The sequence below is a fragment of the Jiangella anatolica genome (genome assembly GCF_003236295.1).
GTDB lineage: Bacteria > Actinomycetota > Actinomycetes > Jiangellales > Jiangellaceae > Jiangella > Jiangella anatolica.
Genome location: NZ_POTW01000001.1, coordinates 68010 through 87239, shown reverse-complemented (window position 1 = coordinate 87239; position 19230 = coordinate 68010). Strand labels below are relative to the sequence as shown.

The following is a 19230-nucleotide window of genomic DNA, read 5'->3' as shown; positions in this document are numbered from 1 at the left end:
GTTCCGCCGCCAGCGTCAAGCCGTGATACGAAACGTTTTGGTCACAGGGGTGACCCACGACGACCCGGCCGTCGCGCGTCGGAGGGAAAACGCCCATGACCAGCGCAAAGAAGCCGTCCAGCAGCCGCGACGCACATCCACCGGCAGCTCGTGTTCACCCCGGCGCTGGTGGTCCGCGACTCCACGTGGCCCGCGCGCTCAGGCGACTGCCACGCCGGTGGCCCGCAGCCGGCTCAGGTCGCCGCTCTCGGCGACGCGCTGGAAGGCGTACGCGCTCGGCTTCGGCTCGCGGCGGAACCCGGCGGCCCGGTCGACGGCGATCAGCCCGAACCTCGGCCGGTAGCCCTCGGCCCACTCGAAGTTGTCGAACGCGGACCAGTGCAGGTAGCCGCGCACGTCGACGCCGTCGCCGATGGCGTCGAGGACCGCACCCAGATGCGCCTCCAGGTAGTCGACCCGCTCGGCGTCGTCCTCGGTGGCGATGCCGTTCTCCGTCACGTAGAGCGGCAGCCCGGTCCGTGCGGCCCGGACCAGGACCTCGCGCAGACCGTCGGCGTACACGGCCCAGCCCAGCTGGGTGGTCGCGAAGCCCGGTGGCGGCGGTGCGAAGATCGTCGGCGACGCGGGGTCGACCCAGTTCTTGCGGTAGTACTGCACGCCGAGCCAGTCGCCGCCGGCGCCCGGCCGGAGGGCGTCGAGGTAGAGGTCGACGATCTCCGCGCGCAGCTCGTCGCGGTACCGCCGGGTCACGGCGTCCTCGCGGGCCGGCGCCAGCACCGGCAGCTGGACGACGAGGCCGGGCGCGGCGTCGGCGTGCGCCCGCGTCGTGGCGACGGCGCGGTGGTGCGCCTCCAGCAGGACGCGGCCCACCCGCTTCCACAGCACCGCGTTGGTGACGCCGGGCGGGTGGTAGCCCTCGAGATAGCCGTGCAGCGCGACCATCTGCGGCTCGTTGATCGTGCAGACGAAGTCGACCAGGTCGCCGAGCGCCGCCAGCACCCGGGCGCAGTACCGGTCGAACACCGCCAGCGCGTCGGGGCCGAGCCAGCCGCCTCGGTCGGCGAACCAGGCCGGGAGCGTGAAGTGGTGGAGGGTGACGAACGAGCGCAGGCCGCGCTCCCGCAGCGCCTCGAGCACGCGGCGGTAGTGCGCCAGCGCGGCGTCGCTGAACTCCCCCGGCGCGGGCTCGATGCGGGCCCACTCCACCGAGAGCCGGTGCGCGGTGTGCCCGAGCGACGCGAGCAGGTCGAAGTCCTCGCGATAACGATTCAGGTGGTCGATGCCGTCGCCGGACGAGACACCGGCCGGCGAGCCGGGCGTGTGCTCGAAGCGCCACCAGTCGGAGTTGACGTTGCCGCCCTCGACCTGGTGTGCCGACGTCGCGGCGCCCCAGAGGAAGCCGTCGGGGAAGAGCAGCTGCACCGGTCTCCTTTGAATGACGGTCGATGATTGGTTTTAGGATAGCCGAGGCCCCGCGACGTCGATACGATGGCCGCATGGCGACTCGGGGACCGTATGCCAAGGGCGAGGCCAAGCGCGCCGAGGTCGTCGACGTGGCGCTGGAGCTGTTCAGCCGGAAGGGCTACGACCGCACCTCCTTCCGCGAGGTCGCCCGGCTGGCCGGCCTGAGCCAGTCCGGGCTGCTGCACCACTTCCGTACCAAGGAGGAGCTGTTCGTCGAGGTGCTGCGCCGGCGCGACGAGCTGAACGAGCGCTTCTACGACGAGACCGTCGAGCACGACGTCACCATCGACGGGCTGACCGAGATCATCAAGCACAACTCCGTCGAGCCGGGCCTGGTCCGCCTGTACGTCTCGATGTCGGCGGAGAGCACCGACGCCACGAGTCCCGCGCGCCAGTTCTTCGTCGACCGGTACCAGACGCTGCGCGCCGACATCGCCGCGGACATCCGCCGCAAGCAGGCGACCGGCGACCTGCCGGACTCCCTGGACCCGCTGACGGTCGCCAGCCTGGTGATCGCCGCAGCCGACGGCCTGCAGCTGCAGTGGCTGCTCGACCCGGACCAGGTCGACATGGGCGCCATGCTGGAGCAGCTGACCGTCCTGCTCCGCGGCGGCGGCTCACCCCGCCCGGCCGAGAACGCCGTCGAGGCCTGACGGCCGCAGCGCGGCGGCGAAGAAGTCCAGCGACGCGCCGGCCCCCGGCCGCGGCGGGCCGCTGTTCAGGTGGCCGTGCGGCATGCCCTTCTCCAGTTGGACGCTCGCCTCCACGCCCGACTCCCGCAGCTGCTCGACCAGCAGCTCACCGGAGGGGCGCAGATCGTCCAGCTCGCTGAGGACGACGGCGGCCGGTGGCAACCCGGTCAGGTTCGCGGCGCCCGGCAGGGCCTCGGCGGGCAGGTTCGAGACGCGGCCGACGTACGTGCGCACCATGTGCGCGATCCGCTCGTGGTCGAACCGCAGCTCCGGCGGCAGCGCCCGCATCACGTTCGCCATCGCCGCGTCGAGTGCCGGCACCGGGAAGTGCGCGAACGGATAGGCGAGCAGCAGCCGGTCCGGCGCCGCCGCGGTCCCGCGCTGTCGCAGGGCCACCGTCAGCGCGATCGCCGCGCCGGCGCTCGCGCCGCCGATGGCGCGCGGGCCGGCCGCGGGCACGCCGCCGGCCGCGGCCCAGCGCCAGGCCGCGGCCGCGTCGTCGACCGGCACCGGGTAGCGCACCCCGTCGCGGGCCAGGCGGTAGCCGACGGAGACGACGACGGCGGGCGTCCGCGCGGCCAGCTCACCGGCGACGACGTGCGCCTCGGGTATGTCCAGGTCGCCGCCGGCGAAGCCGCCGCCGTGCAGCCAGACCAGCAGCGCGGCCGGATCGCCCGGCGGCGTGTACACGCGTACCCGCACGGCGCCGTGAGGTCCCGGCACCGCGCGCTCCGCGACCGCCACCTCCGTCGACGACGTCACCCCTTGATCGCCCCTTCCGACAGCCCCTGGACCAGCCGTCGCTGCACGAACAGGTAGACGATCACGATCGGGAGGCTGGTGAGCACGACGTGCGCGAAGACGAGGTCCCAGCGGAACGCGATGACCTCAGACGACGCCGACGCGAACCGGAACAGCCCGAGCGGCAGCGTCGCGCTGTCGGCGCCGCGCAGCAGGAACAGCGCGAACAGGAACTCGTTCCAGATCGTGATGATCAGGATGACACCGCCGACCAGCAGCACCGGCAGCAGCGAGGGCAGGATGAGCAGCCGGAAGATCTGCGGCTTGGACGCGCCGTCGATCGCCGCCGCCTCCTCCAGGTCCGGCGGCATCGCCCGGACGAAGCCGGTGGCGAGGAACACCACGACGCCCAGGCGGGTGCCGACCATGACCAGGAAGTAGCCGAGCCGGCTCCCGTCGATCTGCAGGACCTGCAACTCGTAGATGGTCGGCAGGATCGCCGGCGGCAGCAGCACCGACAGCACGCACAGGTTGTACGCGACCTTCATCGACAGTCGGCGCGAGCGGGCGAACGCCCAGGCGGCCATCGAACCGAACAGCAGCACGCAGGCCAGCGTCGGGATCGCGATCCCGAGGCTGTTGAGCAGCGCCGTCGGGTAGTTGCCCTCGTCGAACACCACCGAGAAGTTGTCGAACCGCCACTCCCGCGGCAGCGCGAGGTCCAGCCGGCTCGCCTCGCTGTAGGGCTTGACCGAGTTGATCAGCAGCAGCCACATCGGGATCAGCACCCACGGCAGGGCGAGCACGGCCAGCACGACGACGCGCAGCGCGTCCCAGCGGCGGGCGGCGCCGGTCATGCCTCCACCTCCCGGCGCCGGAGGAAGGCGATCAGCGGCACGCCCAGCACGATCACCAGGATCGTGATGACGAGGCTGATCGAGCTGGCGGTGCCGAAGAAGCCGCCGGCGTACTGCCGGTACAGCGCGATGTTGAGCACCGACGTGGCATCGCCGGGGCCGCCGCGGGTCGTCGCCTGGACGATGTCGAACGCGTTCAGCGCGCCGAGGAAGCTGACGACGACGCTGAACGTCAACGCCGGCGCGAGCAGCCGGAACTTCACCCACCAGAACGTCTTCCACGCGTTCGCGCCGTCGATCCGGGCCGCCTCGACCAGCGAGTGCGGGATCGCGTTGAGCCCGGCGATGTAGACCAGCGTCACGATGCCGCTCCACTTCCAGACGTCGATGAAGGCGACGGAGACCAGCGCGGACGTCCCGTGCCCGAGCCACGCGTAGTCGAAGCCGGACGAGAACACCCCGATCGCCCCGTTCAGCGGCCCGCCGGGCTCCAGGATCGCGCTCCAGATGTAGCCGGCCGCGAGCGGCGAGATCAGAACGGGGAGGAAGTACAGCGCCCGGAAGAACGAGTTGACCCGGCCGGTGCGCTGCATGAGCAGCGCGAGGCTGAGGCTGATCACGTTCTGCATCACCATCGCGATGACCGCGTAGGTGACGGTGACGCGGATCGCCCTCAGCAGCACCCCTGACTCGACCAGGTTCGTGAAGTTCTCGACGCCGTTGAAGGCGATCACCGACGAGAACCCGGTCCACCGGGTGAACGCGAAGTAGCCGTTGAGGGCGAACGGCAGCAGGAAGAACGCGACCGTCAGGACGAGGGCGGGCACCGCGAACGGCCACCACCACAGGTCGGTGCGGCCGCGGGCCGGCTTCGAGGGCGGCGGCCCGGGAGGGACCGGCGATCCGTCCCGGGCGGCCGCGACGCGGGTGTCGTGGGCCATGGCGGCCACTCGCCTAGTCCCAGCCCGGCAGACCGGCCGCGCGCGCGGCCTGCTCGAACGCCGTCTGCGAGCGCTCCGCGATCGACTCCGGCGTCTCGCTGCCGCTGAGCAGCCCGGTCATGTAGTTCGCGAACTCGGAGTTGAACCCGATCAGGTCGCTGTTGAACGCGTACGCGGTGCTGTCCTCGAACGCCCGCTGCAACTCCTCACGCACCCCGGTGATCCCGCTGGCCGGCGGCTCGGCGCCCTCCAGGACGGGGAACGTGCCGGACTCGTCGACGAAGTCCTGGTAGCCGTCGCCGGTGACCCACTGGATGAACGCCAGCGCCGTGCTCTCCCGCTCGGCGTCGCCGGTCTTCGGGACGTACCAGGTGCCGGCGACGTTGGGCGCCCACGCCGAGACGGCGCCGTCGGCGGACGGGTAGGCGAAGCCGATCGTCTCGTTCGTGACCGCGACGTCGCCGCCGAGCTGCGCGGTGAACATGTCCAGCAGGCCGGACGGCAGCGCCACCATGGCGGCCGTGCCCTCGCTGACCGCCACGATCGAGTCCTCGAACACCGCCGTCGTCGCGTCGGAGTTGAAGCAGCCCGAGTCGTGCAGGCCCCGGTACGCGGCGATGCCGGCCGTGAACGGGCTGTCCGGCGCGTCGAACGTCGTCTCCTGCTCCAGGACCTGCTGCGACCAGCCGTCGGCCTGCTGGGCGGACCCCATGGCCATCAGGCCGCTGAGGATCTGCGTCGGCCACGCCGACCCGCCGCTCTCGAAGATCGGGGTGACGCCCGGCGCCTCGGCCTGCAGCGTCGCGCAGATGGACGCGAGGTCGTCGAGCGTCTGCGGCACCTCGAGACCGTACTGGGCGAACACGTTCCTGTTGTAGAAGATCCCGAACAGCGACGGCGTGTCGGTGATCGCGGCGTACACCTTGCCGTCGAAGCTGCCGGCGAAGTCGAGGATGTCGCGCTCGCGCTCGACGAACGGCATCTCCGACAGGTCGTACAGGTTCTGCTCCGGGTTCAGCGCCCAGAACAGCGACGTCGCGTGGTACTCCAGGATGTCCGGGCGCTCGCCGGACGCCCAGCGCGTCTGCACGCCGGACTCGAACGCGTCCGACGGCATCTCGATGATCTCGAACTCGACGCCGGTCTCCTCGGTGAAGCGGTCGTAGACGTTCATGACCGCGTCGGGATCGGCCGGGTTGACCCAGACGGTCAGCCGGTCGGCCTGGACCTCGGCCGTGCCGTCCGCGGACACCTCCGTGCCGGAGTCCCCACCGGCGCCGGGATTGCTGCACGCCGACCCGACGGCCAGGGCCGCGACGATCGCGACGATCCTCATTGATCGATTCATGAAGACTCCCTCGTCCTTCTGGCATCGCGGGATCGGCGCACCGAAACCGGTCGATGAACGCTATTGGCGGAGCATATAAAACCATTCAATGACTGGCAAGGGGTCGTTCGACGGTCTCGACCTGCACCGACGCGTCAGAGCAGTCCTCGCTTCGCGGCCCACACGACCGCCTCGATGGACGTGCCGACGCCGAGGCGGTCGCAGACGGCACGGATGCGCCGCCGCACGGTCCGGCTCGACATGCCGGCCCGGCGGGCGACGAGCTGGAGCGGGAGACCCTGCGCCAGAAGTCTCAGGATCGTGACGTCATCGTCGGTGAGGTCGTCCACCTGCTGCGGCGCCACCATCGACCCTCCCTTCGTGGGTGAAACGATTCATTCACGCGGCGCGGCGCCGAACCGGCCGCCTCATGCGGTAGGCGCCCTGCTGCTCTCCCGGACCAGCAGCCGCGGCGCGACCACCTCGTGGACCGGATGCTTGCGGCCCGCGACGCGGTCCAGCAGCAGGTCGATCGCCCGGCCGCCCATGTGCTGACCGGACTGGTTGACGCTGGTCAGCGAGATCAGCGGGTGCCGGGCGATCCAGGTGTCGTCGTAGCCCACGACGGACACGTCGCCGCCCGCCGGCCCGGCGTCGGCCACCGCGCGCAGCACCGTCAGCGCCAGCTCGTCGTGCGCGGCGAAGACGGCCGTCGGCCGGTCCGGCCCGTCGATCAGGTCGCGGGTGGCGGCGTACACCGTCTCCGGGTCCGGCTCGACGTTGACCACCCGGATCTCGCCGGCGAGGCCGGCGTCGGCCATGATCCGCCGGTAGGCCGCCTCGCGGACGCCGTGCGTGGTGTTCGGCCGCTCCACCGTCACCGACTCGGGCAGGGTCAGGTGCGCGATCCGGCGGTGCCCCAGCCCCAGCAGGTGCTCGAGCACCAGCCGGGTGCCGGCGGCGTCGTCGCCGACGACGGTGTCGTACTCGCGCGTGTCGTCGTGCCGCCCGAGCATCACCAGCGGCACCGCGGCGGCCACGTCCTCCAGCCACGACTGCTCCACCTCGGGGCTGATCGCGATCACCCCGTCGACCTGGCGGTCGGTCAGCGCCTGGATGGCCCGCTCCCCCTCGGCGTTGGCCGGCGAGGCGGGCGCGACGATCAGCTGGTACGGCTCGCCCAAGAGCCGCGACGTGGCGCCGGACACGAGGTCGGAGAAGAACGGGTTGTCCAGGTTGGGCAGCTCGATGCCGATCGTGAACGTGGCGCCGCGCATCCCGCGCGCCGAGACCCGAGGCCGGTAGCCCAGCTCGTCGATCGCGGCGTTGACCTTCTCGCGCATCGCGTCGCTGACACCGTAGGCGTCACGCAGCACCTTGGACACCGCCGCCCGCGAGACGCCGGCGACGCGCGCGACGTCGTTGATGGTCGCCGCGCGCGTCCTTGCCTGCGTCGTCATCAGCGGTCCCCCGGAGAGAATTTTCTGCGTCGAAGTGGGACCCAAGATACCCACTTGTAGACTGATCTACAACAGTCACGACGACTCCGGAGGCGCTGGTCAGCCGATGGTGCTCGTGAGGTCGTAGCTCCCCGGCGGGAGCCGGAACGACGCGACGCCGCCCTCGTGGCCGAGTAGCCGCACGCCGGGCACCTGGACCAGCCGACGGCGGCCGTCGGTCACGGTCGCGGGGTTGACGGCGGGGATCCGCAGCGTCGCCGACGTGTTCGGCGGCACCACGACGGAGTGGCTGAGCCGGCGGGCGCGCAGGCTCCACTCGCTGACGATCTCGCCGTACGGCGAGACGAACGTCCCGGCGGCGTGCGTGATCCTCCCCGTCGGGTCCAGCCCCGGCTGCAGGAAGAAGTGCTTGAACCCGGGGTTCTGCGGGTCCTTCGCGATGCCGGCCACGTGCTCGTAGATCCACTCGGCGATGGCGCCGTAGGAGTAGTGGTTGAACGAGTTCATGCCCGACGGGCCGAACCCGTCCTCGGTGGAGTACGAGTTCCACCGCTCCCAGACCGTCGTCGCGCCGCTGCGGACGGAGTAGAGCCATGACGGCATCGCGTCCTGGTGCAGCAGCGCGTAGGCGAGGTCGGCGTGGCCCTCGGCGGTGAGCACCGGCGCGAGCACGTTCACGCCGAGGAAGCCGACCGACAGCGTGTTCTCGGCGTAGTCGACGCGGCTGCTGTCCGGGTGCGCCGCCTTGTACTCCGGCGTGTTCCGGATGTTCTCCACCAGGCCGTGCACCAGGTCCTGGCGCTGCGTCTCGTCGGCGTAGAAGCCCAGCTTCAGCGTCCACAGCAACGCGGTCTGCGAGTTGTCCTCGGCGCTGCTGTTGCCGCCGACACTGGAGCGGACGATCGTCCGTCCCGTCACCGGGTCGGTCCCCAGCCAGTTGGCGATGAACGCCGCCTTGATGTTGCCCAGCAGCGTCTCGAACCGGGCGGCGTCGGCGTCGCGGCCGGCCGCCTTGGCCATGTCGATCACCAGCCTGGTCGAGTAGCCGTAGTAGGCGTCGCTCAGCAGCTGGTTGGCCGAGCCCTGGAAGGCCAGCCAGTCGCCGGTCCACGAGCCGGGACCCCGGTACGTGTCGCCGGTGCGGGCGTGCATCCAGTCGATGTACCTGGCCAGCGCGTCCCAGTTCCGGTCGATGATGGTGGTGTCGCCGGACATCTGCCAGACCGTCCACGGCACGACGGTGCCGACGTCGGACCAGCCGCTGGCCGCCCGCAGGAACTGGGCCCGGGGCACGACGTCGGGGAACTGCGCCCCGCCCGCGCCGTAGGTGACGGCGCAGTCGACGATGCTGTCCATGAAGTGGCTGAGGAAGGTGACGGCGTCGCCGTTGTAGAGCGCGGTGTTGGCGAAGATCTGCGTGTCGCCGGTCCAGCCCAGGCGCTCGTCGCGCTGCGGGCAGTCGGTGGGGATCCAGAGGTAGTTGCCGCGCTGTCCCCAGCGCACGTTGCTGAACAGCTGGTTGATCAGCGCGTCGTTGGTGGTGACGTTGCCGATGTCGCGCAGCGCTGACGTCGCGACATTGCCGGTCAGGCCGGTGACGGTGACGCTGCGGTCCGGCGTCGTGACCGTCACCTCGACATAGCGGTAGCCGTAGAACGTCAGCGTGTCCTGGTGCGTCTCGCCGCCGGCCGCGCCCTCGAGGACGTACCGGCTGGTGGCCCGAGCCGAGCGCAGGTTGGCCAGGTACAGCGAGCCGGCCGGACCGTCGGCGCCCTGGCTGACGTCGTTGAGCATCTCGGTGAACCGCAGCCGGACCTCGGTGCCCGCCTCGCCGCGGACGGTGAGGCGGTAGACGCCGACCATGTTCTGGCCGAGATCGTAGATGGCGGTGTCGCCCGGGCCGATCGTCACCGCCGCGCGGGCCGCCTCGGCCGGGTCGTACACCGAGCGGGACTCGTCGACGACGACGTGGCCGCGGCCGTTCGGGCTGGTCTCCTGCCCGGCGACGCCGGTGTTGACGACGATCGCCTGCGGGTCCAGGTCCCACTCCGGCGTCAGCCGGGCGGAGTCGCCCGGGTACGCGACCAGCTTCGAGTTCGGGAACCGGGTGGTGAAGTCGTGCTCCTGGACGCCCACCCAGCTCGAGGCGTCGAAGCCGTTGGCGTTCCAGCCGGGAAGCCGCATCCGGGCGTCGGTGGTCTGGCCGTCGTAGATGTCGTCGAAGCGGATCGGGCCGGTGTCCGTGCCCCGCCAGGCGTCGCCCGGCTCGGTCACGACCACCTGGGACGAGCCGTCGGCGTACCGGATCAGCAGCTTCGCCTTGAGCGCCAGCGGGTTGCCGGCGTCGGAGTAGTACGGCGCGCCGCGGGCGATCCGGCGACCGCTGAACCAGCCCTTGCCCAGGACGGCCGCCAGCGTGACGTCGCCCGTCGACCCGATGAGGCCGGTGACGTCGTAGGTGAAGTAGTTGACCCGGACGTCGTAGTTCGTCCAGCCCGGCGTCAGCAGTTCGTGTGTGCTGCCGGCGCCGTGCGGCACCCCGACCCGCTGCCCGTTGACGTAGGCCTCGTAGACGCCGAGGGCGGAGATGTAGAGGCGGGCGTCGACCACGGCGGACCCGGTGAGCGCGAACTGACGGCGCAGCAGCGGCGCGCCGGGCGTGTTGGCGGCCTTGCCCGCGACGCCGACCCAGCGCGCTCCGTCCCAGCCGGCGACCCCGTCCGTGCTGAGCAGGCCGGTCTCGAAGAACGCCGTGGGCGACCGCGGCAGCAGCTCGCCGTTGACGTCCCAGACCAGCACGGTCGCGTGGTAGCGGGTCGACGGGCGCAGCGCCGGCCCGCCGTACGGCACGGCGATCGAGTCCGCCGACTCCACCCGGCCGCTGTTCCACACGTCGGCCTGGGCCCGGGTCAGCCGCTCCGGCGTGCTGGCGACGAGGATCTGGTAGGCGCTCTGGGCCTGCCCGCGCTCGGTGGACTCCAGGTGCCAGCCGAAGCGCGGCCGCGGCTCGTCGACGCCGAGCGGGTCGACGCGGTGCTCGACCGTGAGCCGCGAGCCGAACGTCCGTCCCGCCGGCGCGTCGTTCGCGTCCGCCGCCGGCTGCGGCGCCGCGGCGCCGCGTCCGGCCATCATCGCCGGCACGGCGCCGAGCGCCGTCGCCAGCACCGCCCGCCGGCGGACGGTCCACGAGCCGTCGCCTGGCTCGTCCGCTCCCCCGCCGTTCTCCCCTGCACGACCTGCATTGTCGACCACGTTGTCTCCTCCTGATGGCTGCGGTGCGTGTCGTGCTGGGGCGGCGCTGCGGAACGCCGCCCCAGCCCGGCGCGGGTCAGGTGCCGCGACCCACGGCGAGGAAGGTGAACGTCCCGGACGGCACGGAGTAGACCGAGAAGCCGTCCTCGCTGCGCAGGAACGTCGCCCGGCTCGGGTCCCGCACGACCCGCATGCCGTCGCTGGGCACCCACACCTCGGCCGTCGTGTTCGTCGGCACCGTCACGGTCAGCTCGAACCGGTGCTGAGCGCGGGTCCACGAGCTGCTCGCCGTCCCGTGCGGGGTCTCGTAGCTGCCCTCGACCCAGGTGAGGTCGCCGACGGGCTTCGGCTTGATCACCAGCTCGTCGTAGGCGACCGAGCCGTCGGCCGCGTCGATGCCGGCCAGCCCGGCGTTGAACCACTCCTCGATCTGGGCGAGGATCATGTGGTTCTTGGACGAGCCGCGGGTCCAGCGCTCCCCGATCGTCGTGAACCCGCCGGGGTTGGCCGTCGTCGGCTGCATGAAGAAGCCGTAGCTCGGCTCGTCGTCCTCCTGGAGCAGGTCCCACAGCACGTCGTCGCGACCGCCCTCGGTGAGCGCCCGGACAGTGGGCGCCATGCCGATGGTGCCGGCGCTGAAGTGCGGGCCGTCGCCGTTGGGGTGGAAGGCGTAGACGAGCTCGACGAGCGCGTCCAGCACCTCGTCGCGGTGCTCCTCCGGCACCAGCCCGGCGTCGAGCGCGAGCGCCTGGGCGCCCTGGGTCGCGCCCTGCGGCCCGGCGTCGCCGGTAGCCGTGTAGCGGCCCAGTGCCTCGTTGAAGAACGCGTCGTTGAACGCGGCCTTGATGTCCTCGGCCAGCTGCCAGTACTCCTCGGCATCGGCGTCGTGGCCGGTCAGCTCGGCCATCTCGGCCATCTTGCTGATCATGACGTAGTAGCCCCACGTGCCGGTGATGCGGCCGGACGTCTGGTCGGCGGCGACCCAGTCGGCGAGCGCGGCGTTGACGATGTGCTCGTCGGCGCCGGTGCCGACCTTCTGGCGGCGGATGTAGTCGACGAAGTCGGTCATCTGGTCGTAGTAGGTCGTCATCGTCTGGGTGTCGCCGTAGAGCTGGTAGAGCAGGTGCGGCACGAGCACGATCGCGTTGCCCCAGTTGATCTCGTCGCCGAAGTTGCCGGTGTAGCCCCAGTCGTAGACCGGGGTCTTGAGCGCGACGTTGCCGAACATCGGGGTGTCGGCCTTCGACTGGCCCTCGACGAGGTGGCGCATCGTCGTCCGCAGGTACGCCGCGAGCTCGTGGTTGCGGTGGATGGCGCCCATCGGCATCGTGTAGTCGGCCGGGTACGACAGCTTCTCCCGGCCGGGGCAGTCGGTGAAGACCGACATGATGTTGCCCGCGAACGAGTACTGCGACATCCGGTGGATGCGGTTGATGCGCGCGTTCGAGCTGTCGAACGTGCCCGCCGTCGGTGTCGCCGCCTGCAGCCGGACGCCGGTGACGAGGTCCGGCGTCGGAACGTAGCCCTCCGGCAGGCCCGTGACCTGGACCCACTGCATGCCGAAGTAGTTGAAGTCCGGATGCCAGCTCTCGCCGTCCGGGTCGCCGTAGGCCGTGTAGGTGTTGAAGAGGTGGGCGCCGCGGCCGCCGGGGCCGAGGGAGCTCTGGTTCACGGTGCCGTCGGCGTTCAGCGACTCGGCCGGCAGCAGCTTCACCGTCGTGCCCGCCGGCACCTGCTCGAGGTCCAGCCGCGGCCAGCCGACGATGTTCTGGCCGAAGTCGAACACCCAGGTGCCCGGGACCGGGTTCGTCACCGAGACGGGGGTGAACTCCTCGTGGACGGTGATGGGCTCGGCAGCGCGGGCGACGAGCCGCGTCGCCAGGTTCGGCGGCGGCGCGATGCCCGCGTCGATCCAGCCCGTGGCCGAGCCGTCGCGCCGCGTCGCCGTCGCCGTCAGGTCCGCGCCGGGCTCGTCCCAGCCGGGCTGCTCGCGGCGGGCGTCGTAGTCCGACCCGGAGTACCACGCGTCTGTGACCAGCGGGCCGAGCGCGGCACGCCAGGACCGGTCGGTGACGATGACCTCCTCGGTGCCGTCGGCATAGGTGATCTCCAGCCGCCCGATGAACCGCGGCGTCACCGCGGCGCCGGCCGACGGGTCGCTGGCGGCGAGGTTGTTGCCCGACCCGGTGACGCGGGCGCCGGCGTCGTGCGCGGCGTCGAGGCCCGGCGTGAACGTGATGCCGGTCCCGTCGACGCCCGCGGTGCCGATGGCCGTGATGACCCGCGACTCCAGCCGGTCGCCGCCGCCCGCGGTGTCGACGTTGATGGTGCCCCCGACGTGGTAGCCGGAGACGCTGTCGAGCTTGACGTTGGTGGCGCCGGCGGCCGCGGCGACGGCCAGCGTGCCGTTGCCCTTGAGCTGGCTCTGCCACCACGAGTACGGCGACGTGCGGCCCACCGCCGGGTTCGTGACGCTGCGGCGGACGTAGGCCGGCCCGTTCCCGAGCTCGACGCCGATCGTGTTGCCGCCGCCCCGCAGCACGCCGGTGACGTCGTAGGTGCGGTACTCGCTGGACAGCTGGTAGTTCGAGTTGCCAGGCGCGAGCACCTCGTCGGTCAGCTCCTCGCCGTTGACCGTCGCATGGTGCAGGCCGACGCCGGACAGGTAGAGGCGCGCGTCGGTGACCTGCGTGCCGCGCGGCACCTGGAACTGGCGGGCGAAGATCGGCATGGGCTGGTTCTCGGTGCGGTCGGGGTAGTCGATCCAGCGCGCCGGAGCCCAGTCGTCCTGGTCCAGCAGCCCCATGGTCCACGTCGCCGGCTCCGACCAGTCCGACGGCTGCCCGTCGGCGTCCCACACGCGGACCTGCCAGACCACGCGGTCGCGGGACCCGAGCGGCGCGCCGTAGGCCACCCGCTGCACCTCGCTCTCGACCTTCCCGGACGACCAGATCAGCTCATCGCGGCGCAGGTCCCGTTCCGACGCCGCGGCCCGGACCTCGAACGCCGTCTGCCGGTCGCCCGGGCAGGCCACCCGCGCGCCCGGCTGGTAGCAGGCGTGCGAGTGGCTCTTCGGCGTCTCCTCGAACTGCCACGAGAGCCATGGGGTGGGGTTGTCCAGCCCGAGGGGCGAGTCCTCCCGCCCGTCGACGCTGAGAGTGGTCACGCCGACATTGCCGGGCTTGCCGCTCGCCGGGGCGGCGTACGTGCCTGTCATCGCCTGCGGCGCGGCCGTCGCCAGGATCACTCCCAGCCCCACGACCACGCCCGTCGTACGTCTTCTGAACGACACCGGTGCCCTCCGTCCGGGTTGCCACGTTTCCTCCTTGAAACGTTGCAATACAGTTACGGCTGGGCTCCGGACGCGGCAAGAGTGCGGCGCGAGAATGGCCCGATGTGGCCAGACCCGCGCTCCATGATCAGGCGGCCGCGTAGGGGTGTTCGGCGCCGTCGCGACGGGTGTGCACGTCCCAGTAGTGCCGGGCGATGGTGTCGGCCTCGGTGTCCGGGCCGCCACTGCCGATCCACACCGCGAGCGGGACGTGCGCCGCGTACACGCCCGTGCCCTCCAGCGTCCGGTGCAGCGCCAGCACCCAGGACCGCAGCGCCGCGGTGGCGATGGCGACGGTGGCGAACTCCGGCGGCGCCGGCCGTGGGTCCACCGAGGACGCCCCGGTGGTGACCAGCAGCGTGCCCGTGCCGCGTTCGATCATGCCCGGCAGCACCTGACGGGCGGCGGTGAGCGCGCCGTAGAGGTAGAAGTCGACCTGCGGCTGGACGTTGTCCACGGTCACGTCGAGCGGCGCCGCCATGGTGAGGCCGGGCACCGGCTCGTGTGGCGCCGGCGAGTACTCCAGCACGTCGATGGGGCCGTACCTGTCCTCGATCCGGGCGATCGCCGCCTCGATGGACGGACGGTCCATGACGTCGGCGGCGAACCCGGCGGCGTCGACGCCGAGCTCGCCCAGCCGGCCGGCGAGGTCGTCGAGCCGCTCCTGGTTGCGGGCGACGAGCGCGACGGAGTGCCCGTTGCGGCCGAACTCCTTGGCGATGGACAGTCCGAGGCCGGACCCGGCCCCGACGATGGCGATGGTGGGCATCGAGCTCTCCTCCTGGTCAGTCGACGGTGACGGCGAACTTGCCGACGGCGCCGGCGCCGAAGTCGGCCAGCGCCTGGGGGACGTCGGCCAGCGCGTAGGTCCGGGTGATCGGCACCCGCAGCCGCCCGGCCGCGACCTCGGCCGCCAGCGTCTCCAGCGTCGCCGCGGCGGGGTCGGCCATCACGGAGACCGCGGTGACGTCGGGACGAGCCACCGCGTCGGGGCCGACGCCGAGCGTCGAGGCCAGCCGTCCGCCCGCGACCAGCAGGGCCGCCAGCGCGGCCGGGTCGCCAGCCAGGTGCACGACGGCGTCCACGCCGCCGGGCGCGATGGCCCGCACCTGGGCCGGCAGGTCGCCGGTGTGGTCGACGACCTGCGTCGCGCCCAGCTCGCGGACGAGCTCGGCCTCCTCGCCCGGCCGGGCGGTCGCGATCACCGTGGCGCCGCGCGCGGCCGCCAGCTGCACCGCGAGGGCGCCGACCCCGCCGCTGGCGCCGGACACCAGCACGCTGTGGCCCGCTGCGGCGGCGACGGCGTCGACCGCGTTCAGGGCGGCCGTGCCGGCCAGGCCGAGCGCTCCGGCCGTCGCGTGGTCCAGCCCGCCCGGGAGGCGCGCCAGCCCGTACTCCTCGGCCACGACGACGTACTCGCCCAGGCCGCCGTCGCCCAGGAACGGCTTCATGACGACCCCGAACACGTCGTCGCCGATGCCGAACCGCGTCACACCCGCGCCGACGGCCTCGACCGTGCCGGCGAAGTCCTTGCCGAGGACGACCGGGAACCGGTGCTCCATCAGGCCCTGCAGCATCCCGGCGGCGGTGGCCGCGTCGAACCCGTTGATCGAGGACGCCCGGACCCGCACCAGCACCTCCCCGGCCTCCGGCTCCGGCCGGGGCAGCTCGCCGAGGGCGGGCGCCGCCCCGAAATCGCCGATCGTGATCGCACGCATGTGTACTCCTCTGTCGCTCGGGCAATAAGCGGACGATGTCGTCCAGTTAGCTCCAAGCAGTTAACCGGACGATCTATTCCAGTTCTTCGCTAGGCTGGTTCGGTGCCCTCCGATCCCGGCCCCACGCTGCGGGCCGACGCCGAACGCAACCGGCGGCGCATCGTGGCCGCCGCCCGCGAGGTGTTCGCCGAGCGCGGTCTCGACGTGCCGATGTGGGAGATCGCCCGCCACGCCGGCGTGGGCGTCGGCACGCTCTACCGGCGGTTCCCGACCCGTGACGACCTCGTCGCCGGCGTGTTCGAGGCGAAGATGGCCGCCTACGCCGACGCCGCCGCGGACGCCCTCGCCGAGCCCGACCCCTGGGCCGGCTTCTGCGCCTACATCGAGCGGGTCTGCGCGATGCAGGCCGAGGACCGCGGCTTCGCCAACGTGCTGACGCTGACATTCCCGGCCGCCAAGCGGTTCGAGGCCGAGCGCGACCGCGCCTACCACGCCTTCGCGGAGCTCGTCACCAGGGCCAAGGCCGCCGGCGGACTGCGCGAGGACTTCTCCCCCGAGGACCTGGTGATGATGCTCATGGCCAACGCCGGCGTCGTCGCCGCCACCGCTGACGCCGCGCCGGAGACGTGGCGCCGGTTCGCGGCCTACCTGATCCAGGCGTTCCGGGCGCCCGGCGCGGGACCGCTGCCACCGTCGCCCGCGCCGACGGCCATGTACCGCGCCCTCGTCCGGCTGCGGTCACCTCTGGGGGGTTCTCGCGGAACCTCCCACCATGGCGATTCCGCGTTCTAGCGTGGTGGACATGAGCACGAAGGGCGAGGTGAGGGACTTCCTGGTGTCGCGCCGGGCGAACCTCACGCCGGAACGGGCGGGGATCCCCGACATCGGCGGGCCGCGGCGGGTGCCGGGCCTGCGCCGCGAGGAGGTCGCGCTGCTGGCCGGCGTCAGCCTCGACTACTACACCCGGCTGGAGCGCGGGAACATCCGGGGCGCGTCCGACAGCGTGCTGGGCGCGATCGCCCGGGCGCTCCAGCTCAACGACGCCGAGCGCGAGTACCTGTTCGACCTGGCGCGCACCGCGCCGGCGACGGCGAGGGCCCGGCGTCCGGGACCGGCCGAGCAGGCGGTGCGGACGTCGGTGCAGCGCGTGCTGGACCACCTGACCGTGCCGGCCATCGTGCACAACGCGAGCCAGGACCTCGTCGCCGCCAACCTGATGGGCCGCGCTCTGTACGCGCCGCACTTCGACACCGACGGCGTGCCGAACATCGCCCGGTTCATCTTCCTGGACCCGCGCGCCCAGGACTTCTACGTCGACTGGACCCTCGCCCGGCGCACGGTCGCGGCGATCATCCGGTTCGAGGCCGGCCGCGACCCGTTGAACACGCAGCTCACCGGCCTGATCGGCGAGCTGGCGACGCGCAGCCCCCAGTTCCGGCAGGACTGGGCCGCGCACGACGTGCACCGGCACCGCACCGGCGTGAAGGCCTTCCGGCACCCCGAGGTGGGCCTCCTGGAGGTCGCCTTCGACGTGTTCGAGCTGTCGGGCGAGAGCGGGCTGCAGATCGTCACCTACAGCGCCCCGCCCGGCACGGACTCCGCCGACAAGTTCGCGTTGCTGGCCTCCTGGGCCGCGACGAGGGAGGCCGCCGCGCCCGAGCGTGCGGAGCACGTATGACCACGATCGCCATCGTCGGCGCCGGACCCGGCCTCGGCGCCGCGGCCGCACGCCGCTTCGGCAGCGAGGGACACAGCGTCGCGCTGCTCTCCCGCAGCCAGGAGCACGTCGACGAGCTCGCGGGCGCCCTGCGGGGCGAAGGCCTGACCGCCCGCGGCTACGCCGCGAACGTCCGTCAGCCGGCGACCCTGATCGCCGCACTCGGCCGGGCGACGGAGCAACTGGGGCCGATCGAGGTGCTCCAGTACAGCCCGCTGCCGCAGCGGGAGTTCCTCCGACCGGTCCTGGAGACCACCGTCGACGACCTGGCCGCAGCGGTCGAGTTCGCCATCTTCGGCCCGGTCACCGCCGTGCGCACGGTGCTGCCCGGCATGCGATCGCTCGGCCGCGGCAGCGTGCTCTTCGTGAACGGCGGCTCCGGCGCGCACCCCAACCCGAACGTGGCCGGCACGTCCGTCGCGTTCGCCGGGGAGAGCGCCTACGCCCGGATGCTGCACGAGGCCCTGGCACCCGAGAACATCCACGTCGGGCAGCTCATCATCCCCGGCGCGATCCAGCCCGGGCACCCGGACAACGATCCGGCCGTGCTCGCGGACCGGCTCTGGCGGCTGCACGCCCACCCGGACGGGTTCCGCGTCTACGCCGCACAGCCGGCACCCTGACCACCCGCACCAGCAGACCTGAGGAGAAACCACCGATGCGTGGAGTGATCATGCATGCCCCCGGAGACGTGCGCGTGGAGGAGCGCGACGACCCCCGGATCATCGACCCGACCGACGCCGTCATCAGGCTCACGGCCACCTGCATCTGCGGCTCGGACCTGTGGCCGTACCGCGGGATCGAGCCGGTCGACCACGCCCCGATGGGCCACGAGTACGTCGGCGTCGTGGAGGAGATCGGCAGCGAGGTCAGGACCATCGCGGTCGGCGACTTCGTCGTCGGTTCGTTCGTCATCTCCGACAACACCTGCGAGATCTGCCGGTCCGGCTTCCAGTCCCAGTGCGTCCACGCCCAGTTCGTCTCCCAGGTCGTGGGCACCCAGGCCGAGCGGGCCCGCATCCCGTACGCCGACGGCACGCTCGTGGCCACGCCGGGGCAGCCCGATCCCGAGCTGGTCCCGTCGCTGCTGGCCGCCTCCGACGTGCTCGGGACCGGCTGGTTCGCCGCCGTCGCGGCCGAGGCCGGACCCGGCAAGACCGTCGCGGTCGTCGGGGACGGCGCGGTCGGGCTGATGGCCGTCCTCGCCGCCCGGCAGCTCGGAGCGGAGCGCGTCATCGCCATGTCCCGTCACCCCGACCGCCAGGAGCTGGCCCGCCACTACGGCGCCACCGACATCGTCGAGGAGCGCGGCGACAAGGGCGTGAGCCGGATCAAGGAGCTCACCGGCGGCCTGGGCGCCCACTCGGTCGTCGAGGCCGTCGGCACGCAGGAGTCGTTCATGCAGGCCGTGGGGGCGACCCGCGGCGGCGGGCACCTCGGCTACGTCGGGGTGAACCACGGCGTGTCCATCCCCGGCGATGAGCTGTTCTTCGCCGGCATCCACACCCTCGGCGGCCCGGCGCCGGTCCGCAGGTTCCTGCCCGACCTGATCCGGCTCATCTGGGACCGCACCATCGACCCGGGCCGCGTCTTCGATCTCAGCCTCCCGCTGGACCAGGCCGCGGAGGGCTACCGGGCGATGGACGAGCGCCGCGCCGTGAAGGTGCTGCTCACACTCTAGGCAGAACTATTCCTTGACACGAATATTCGTTGTGGAGAATACTCGTGCT

The 19230-nt window shown here is 72.0% G+C and carries 16 protein-coding genes; 5 read left to right on the top strand and 11 right to left on the bottom strand.

Annotated elements, in window-relative coordinates:
- Positions 1-198 precede the first annotated feature (198 nt).
- Complete coding sequence (locus C1I92_RS34700) at positions 199-1422, bottom strand: glycoside hydrolase family 1 protein (protein ID WP_233506812.1); 1224 nt, start codon at positions 1420-1422, stop codon at positions 199-201.
- 74 nt (positions 1423-1496) lie between these two features.
- Here C1I92_RS34700 and C1I92_RS00330 point away from each other — a divergent pair, with 74 nt between their 5' ends.
- Entirely contained in the window at positions 1497-2117 is a 621-nt protein-coding gene (locus tag C1I92_RS00330) for a TetR/AcrR family transcriptional regulator (RefSeq protein ID WP_111252658.1), read from the top strand.
- On the opposite strand, the gene C1I92_RS00325 is transcribed toward C1I92_RS00330, so the two are convergent.
- The 10 genes from C1I92_RS00325 to C1I92_RS00280 all read right to left on the bottom strand — a co-directional run bounded on the left by C1I92_RS00325 (position 2082) and on the right by C1I92_RS00280 (position 15783).
- Complete coding sequence (locus C1I92_RS00325; protein ID WP_199520811.1) at positions 2082-2918, bottom strand: alpha/beta hydrolase; 837 nt, start codon at positions 2916-2918, stop codon at positions 2082-2084. The genes C1I92_RS00330 and C1I92_RS00325 overlap by 36 nt on opposite strands.
- Positions 2915-3754, bottom strand: coding sequence for a carbohydrate ABC transporter permease (locus C1I92_RS00320; RefSeq protein WP_111252656.1), 840 nt, complete (start codon positions 3752-3754; stop codon positions 2915-2917). Before C1I92_RS00320 ends, C1I92_RS00325 begins: the two co-directional genes overlap by 4 nt.
- Positions 3751-4695 carry a carbohydrate ABC transporter permease gene (locus C1I92_RS00315; RefSeq protein WP_111252655.1) on the bottom strand — a complete coding sequence of 315 codons (945 nt, stop codon included), beginning with the start codon at positions 4693-4695 and terminating at the stop codon, positions 3751-3753. Before C1I92_RS00315 ends, C1I92_RS00320 begins: the two co-directional genes overlap by 4 nt.
- Positions 4696-4708: 13 nt before the next feature.
- Positions 4709-6031, bottom strand: a complete 1323-nt coding sequence (locus C1I92_RS00310) for an ABC transporter substrate-binding protein (RefSeq protein ID WP_158563840.1) — start codon at positions 6029-6031, stop codon at positions 4709-4711.
- Positions 6032-6177: 146 nt separating this feature from the next.
- Positions 6178-6390: a LuxR C-terminal-related transcriptional regulator gene (locus C1I92_RS00305; protein WP_111252653.1), complete on the bottom strand. Its 213-nt coding sequence runs from the start codon at positions 6388-6390 to the stop codon at positions 6178-6180.
- A 60-nt stretch (positions 6391-6450) separates the two neighbouring features.
- Entirely contained in the window at positions 6451-7482 is a 1032-nt protein-coding gene (locus C1I92_RS00300) for a LacI family DNA-binding transcriptional regulator (protein ID WP_111252652.1), read from the bottom strand.
- A 99-nt stretch (positions 7483-7581) separates the two neighbouring features.
- Positions 7582-10611 (bottom strand): family 78 glycoside hydrolase catalytic domain, encoded by a 3030-nt coding sequence (locus C1I92_RS00295; protein WP_438940513.1) that lies wholly within the window; start codon positions 10609-10611, stop codon positions 7582-7584.
- A 199-nt stretch (positions 10612-10810) separates the two neighbouring features.
- Positions 10811-13900 carry an alpha-L-rhamnosidase gene (locus C1I92_RS00290; protein WP_199520809.1) on the bottom strand — a complete coding sequence of 1030 codons (3090 nt, stop codon included), beginning with the start codon at positions 13898-13900 and terminating at the stop codon, positions 10811-10813.
- A 253-nt stretch (positions 13901-14153) separates the two neighbouring features.
- Positions 14154-14834 carry an SDR family NAD(P)-dependent oxidoreductase gene (locus C1I92_RS00285; protein WP_111252651.1) on the bottom strand — a complete coding sequence of 227 codons (681 nt, stop codon included), beginning with the start codon at positions 14832-14834 and terminating at the stop codon, positions 14154-14156.
- A 16-nt stretch (positions 14835-14850) separates the two neighbouring features.
- Entirely contained in the window at positions 14851-15783 is a 933-nt protein-coding gene (locus C1I92_RS00280) for an NADP-dependent oxidoreductase (RefSeq protein WP_111252650.1), read from the bottom strand.
- A 102-nt stretch (positions 15784-15885) separates the two neighbouring features.
- Here C1I92_RS00280 and C1I92_RS00275 point away from each other — a divergent pair, with 102 nt between their 5' ends.
- From C1I92_RS00275 to C1I92_RS00260, 4 genes are read left to right on the top strand one after another with little or no spacing between them, the layout of a single operon-like run.
- A complete protein-coding gene (locus tag C1I92_RS00275; protein ID WP_111252649.1) occupies positions 15886-16575 on the top strand; it encodes a TetR/AcrR family transcriptional regulator in 690 nt (229 codons plus the stop codon).
- Between the two features lie 10 nt (positions 16576-16585).
- The gene (locus tag C1I92_RS00270; RefSeq protein WP_111252760.1) at positions 16586-17461 is read left to right on the top strand and encodes a helix-turn-helix domain-containing protein; all 876 of its coding nucleotides are present in this window, start codon (positions 16586-16588) and stop codon (positions 17459-17461) included.
- Positions 17458-18123: an SDR family NAD(P)-dependent oxidoreductase gene (locus C1I92_RS00265; protein ID WP_111252648.1), complete on the top strand. Its 666-nt coding sequence runs from the start codon at positions 17458-17460 to the stop codon at positions 18121-18123. Before C1I92_RS00270 ends, C1I92_RS00265 begins: the two co-directional genes overlap by 4 nt.
- A 50-nt stretch (positions 18124-18173) precedes the next feature.
- The gene (locus C1I92_RS00260) at positions 18174-19181 is read left to right on the top strand and encodes a zinc-dependent alcohol dehydrogenase family protein (protein WP_111252759.1); all 1008 of its coding nucleotides are present in this window, start codon (positions 18174-18176) and stop codon (positions 19179-19181) included.
- The last annotated feature ends 49 nt before the right edge of the window (positions 19182-19230 follow it).

Excerpts from the sequence above, each read along its gene's own strand:
- C1I92_RS00315 (WP_111252655.1), bottom strand. The coding sequence starts at position 4,695 with ATGGCCCACGACACCCGCGTCGCGGCCGCCCGGGACGGATCGCCGGTC.
- C1I92_RS00270 (WP_111252760.1), top strand. The coding sequence starts at position 16,586 with ATGAGCACGAAGGGCGAGGTGAGGGACTTCCTGGTGTCGCGCCGGGCG.
- C1I92_RS00285 (WP_111252651.1), bottom strand. The coding sequence starts at position 14,834 with ATGCCCACCATCGCCATCGTCGGGGCCGGGTCCGGCCTCGGACTGTCC.
- C1I92_RS00260 (WP_111252759.1), top strand. The coding sequence starts at position 18,174 with ATGCATGCCCCCGGAGACGTGCGCGTGGAGGAGCGCGACGACCCCCGG.
- C1I92_RS00320 (WP_111252656.1), bottom strand. The coding sequence starts at position 3,754 with ATGACCGGCGCCGCCCGCCGCTGGGACGCGCTGCGCGTCGTCGTGCTG.
- C1I92_RS00330 (WP_111252658.1), top strand. The coding sequence starts at position 1,497 with ATGGCGACTCGGGGACCGTATGCCAAGGGCGAGGCCAAGCGCGCCGAG.
- C1I92_RS00280 (WP_111252650.1), bottom strand. The coding sequence starts at position 15,783 with ATGCGTGCGATCACGATCGGCGATTTCGGGGCGGCGCCCGCCCTCGGC.
- C1I92_RS00310 (WP_158563840.1), bottom strand. The coding sequence starts at position 6,031 with ATGAGGATCGTCGCGATCGTCGCGGCCCTGGCCGTCGGGTCGGCGTGC.
- C1I92_RS00265 (WP_111252648.1), top strand. The coding sequence starts at position 17,458 with ATGACCACGATCGCCATCGTCGGCGCCGGACCCGGCCTCGGCGCCGCG.
- C1I92_RS00305 (WP_111252653.1), bottom strand. The coding sequence starts at position 6,390 with ATGGTGGCGCCGCAGCAGGTGGACGACCTCACCGACGATGACGTCACG.
- C1I92_RS00300 (WP_111252652.1), bottom strand. The coding sequence starts at position 7,482 with ATGACGACGCAGGCAAGGACGCGCGCGGCGACCATCAACGACGTCGCG.
- C1I92_RS00295 (WP_438940513.1), bottom strand. The coding sequence starts at position 10,611 with ATGGCCGGACGCGGCGCCGCGGCGCCGCAGCCGGCGGCGGACGCGAAC.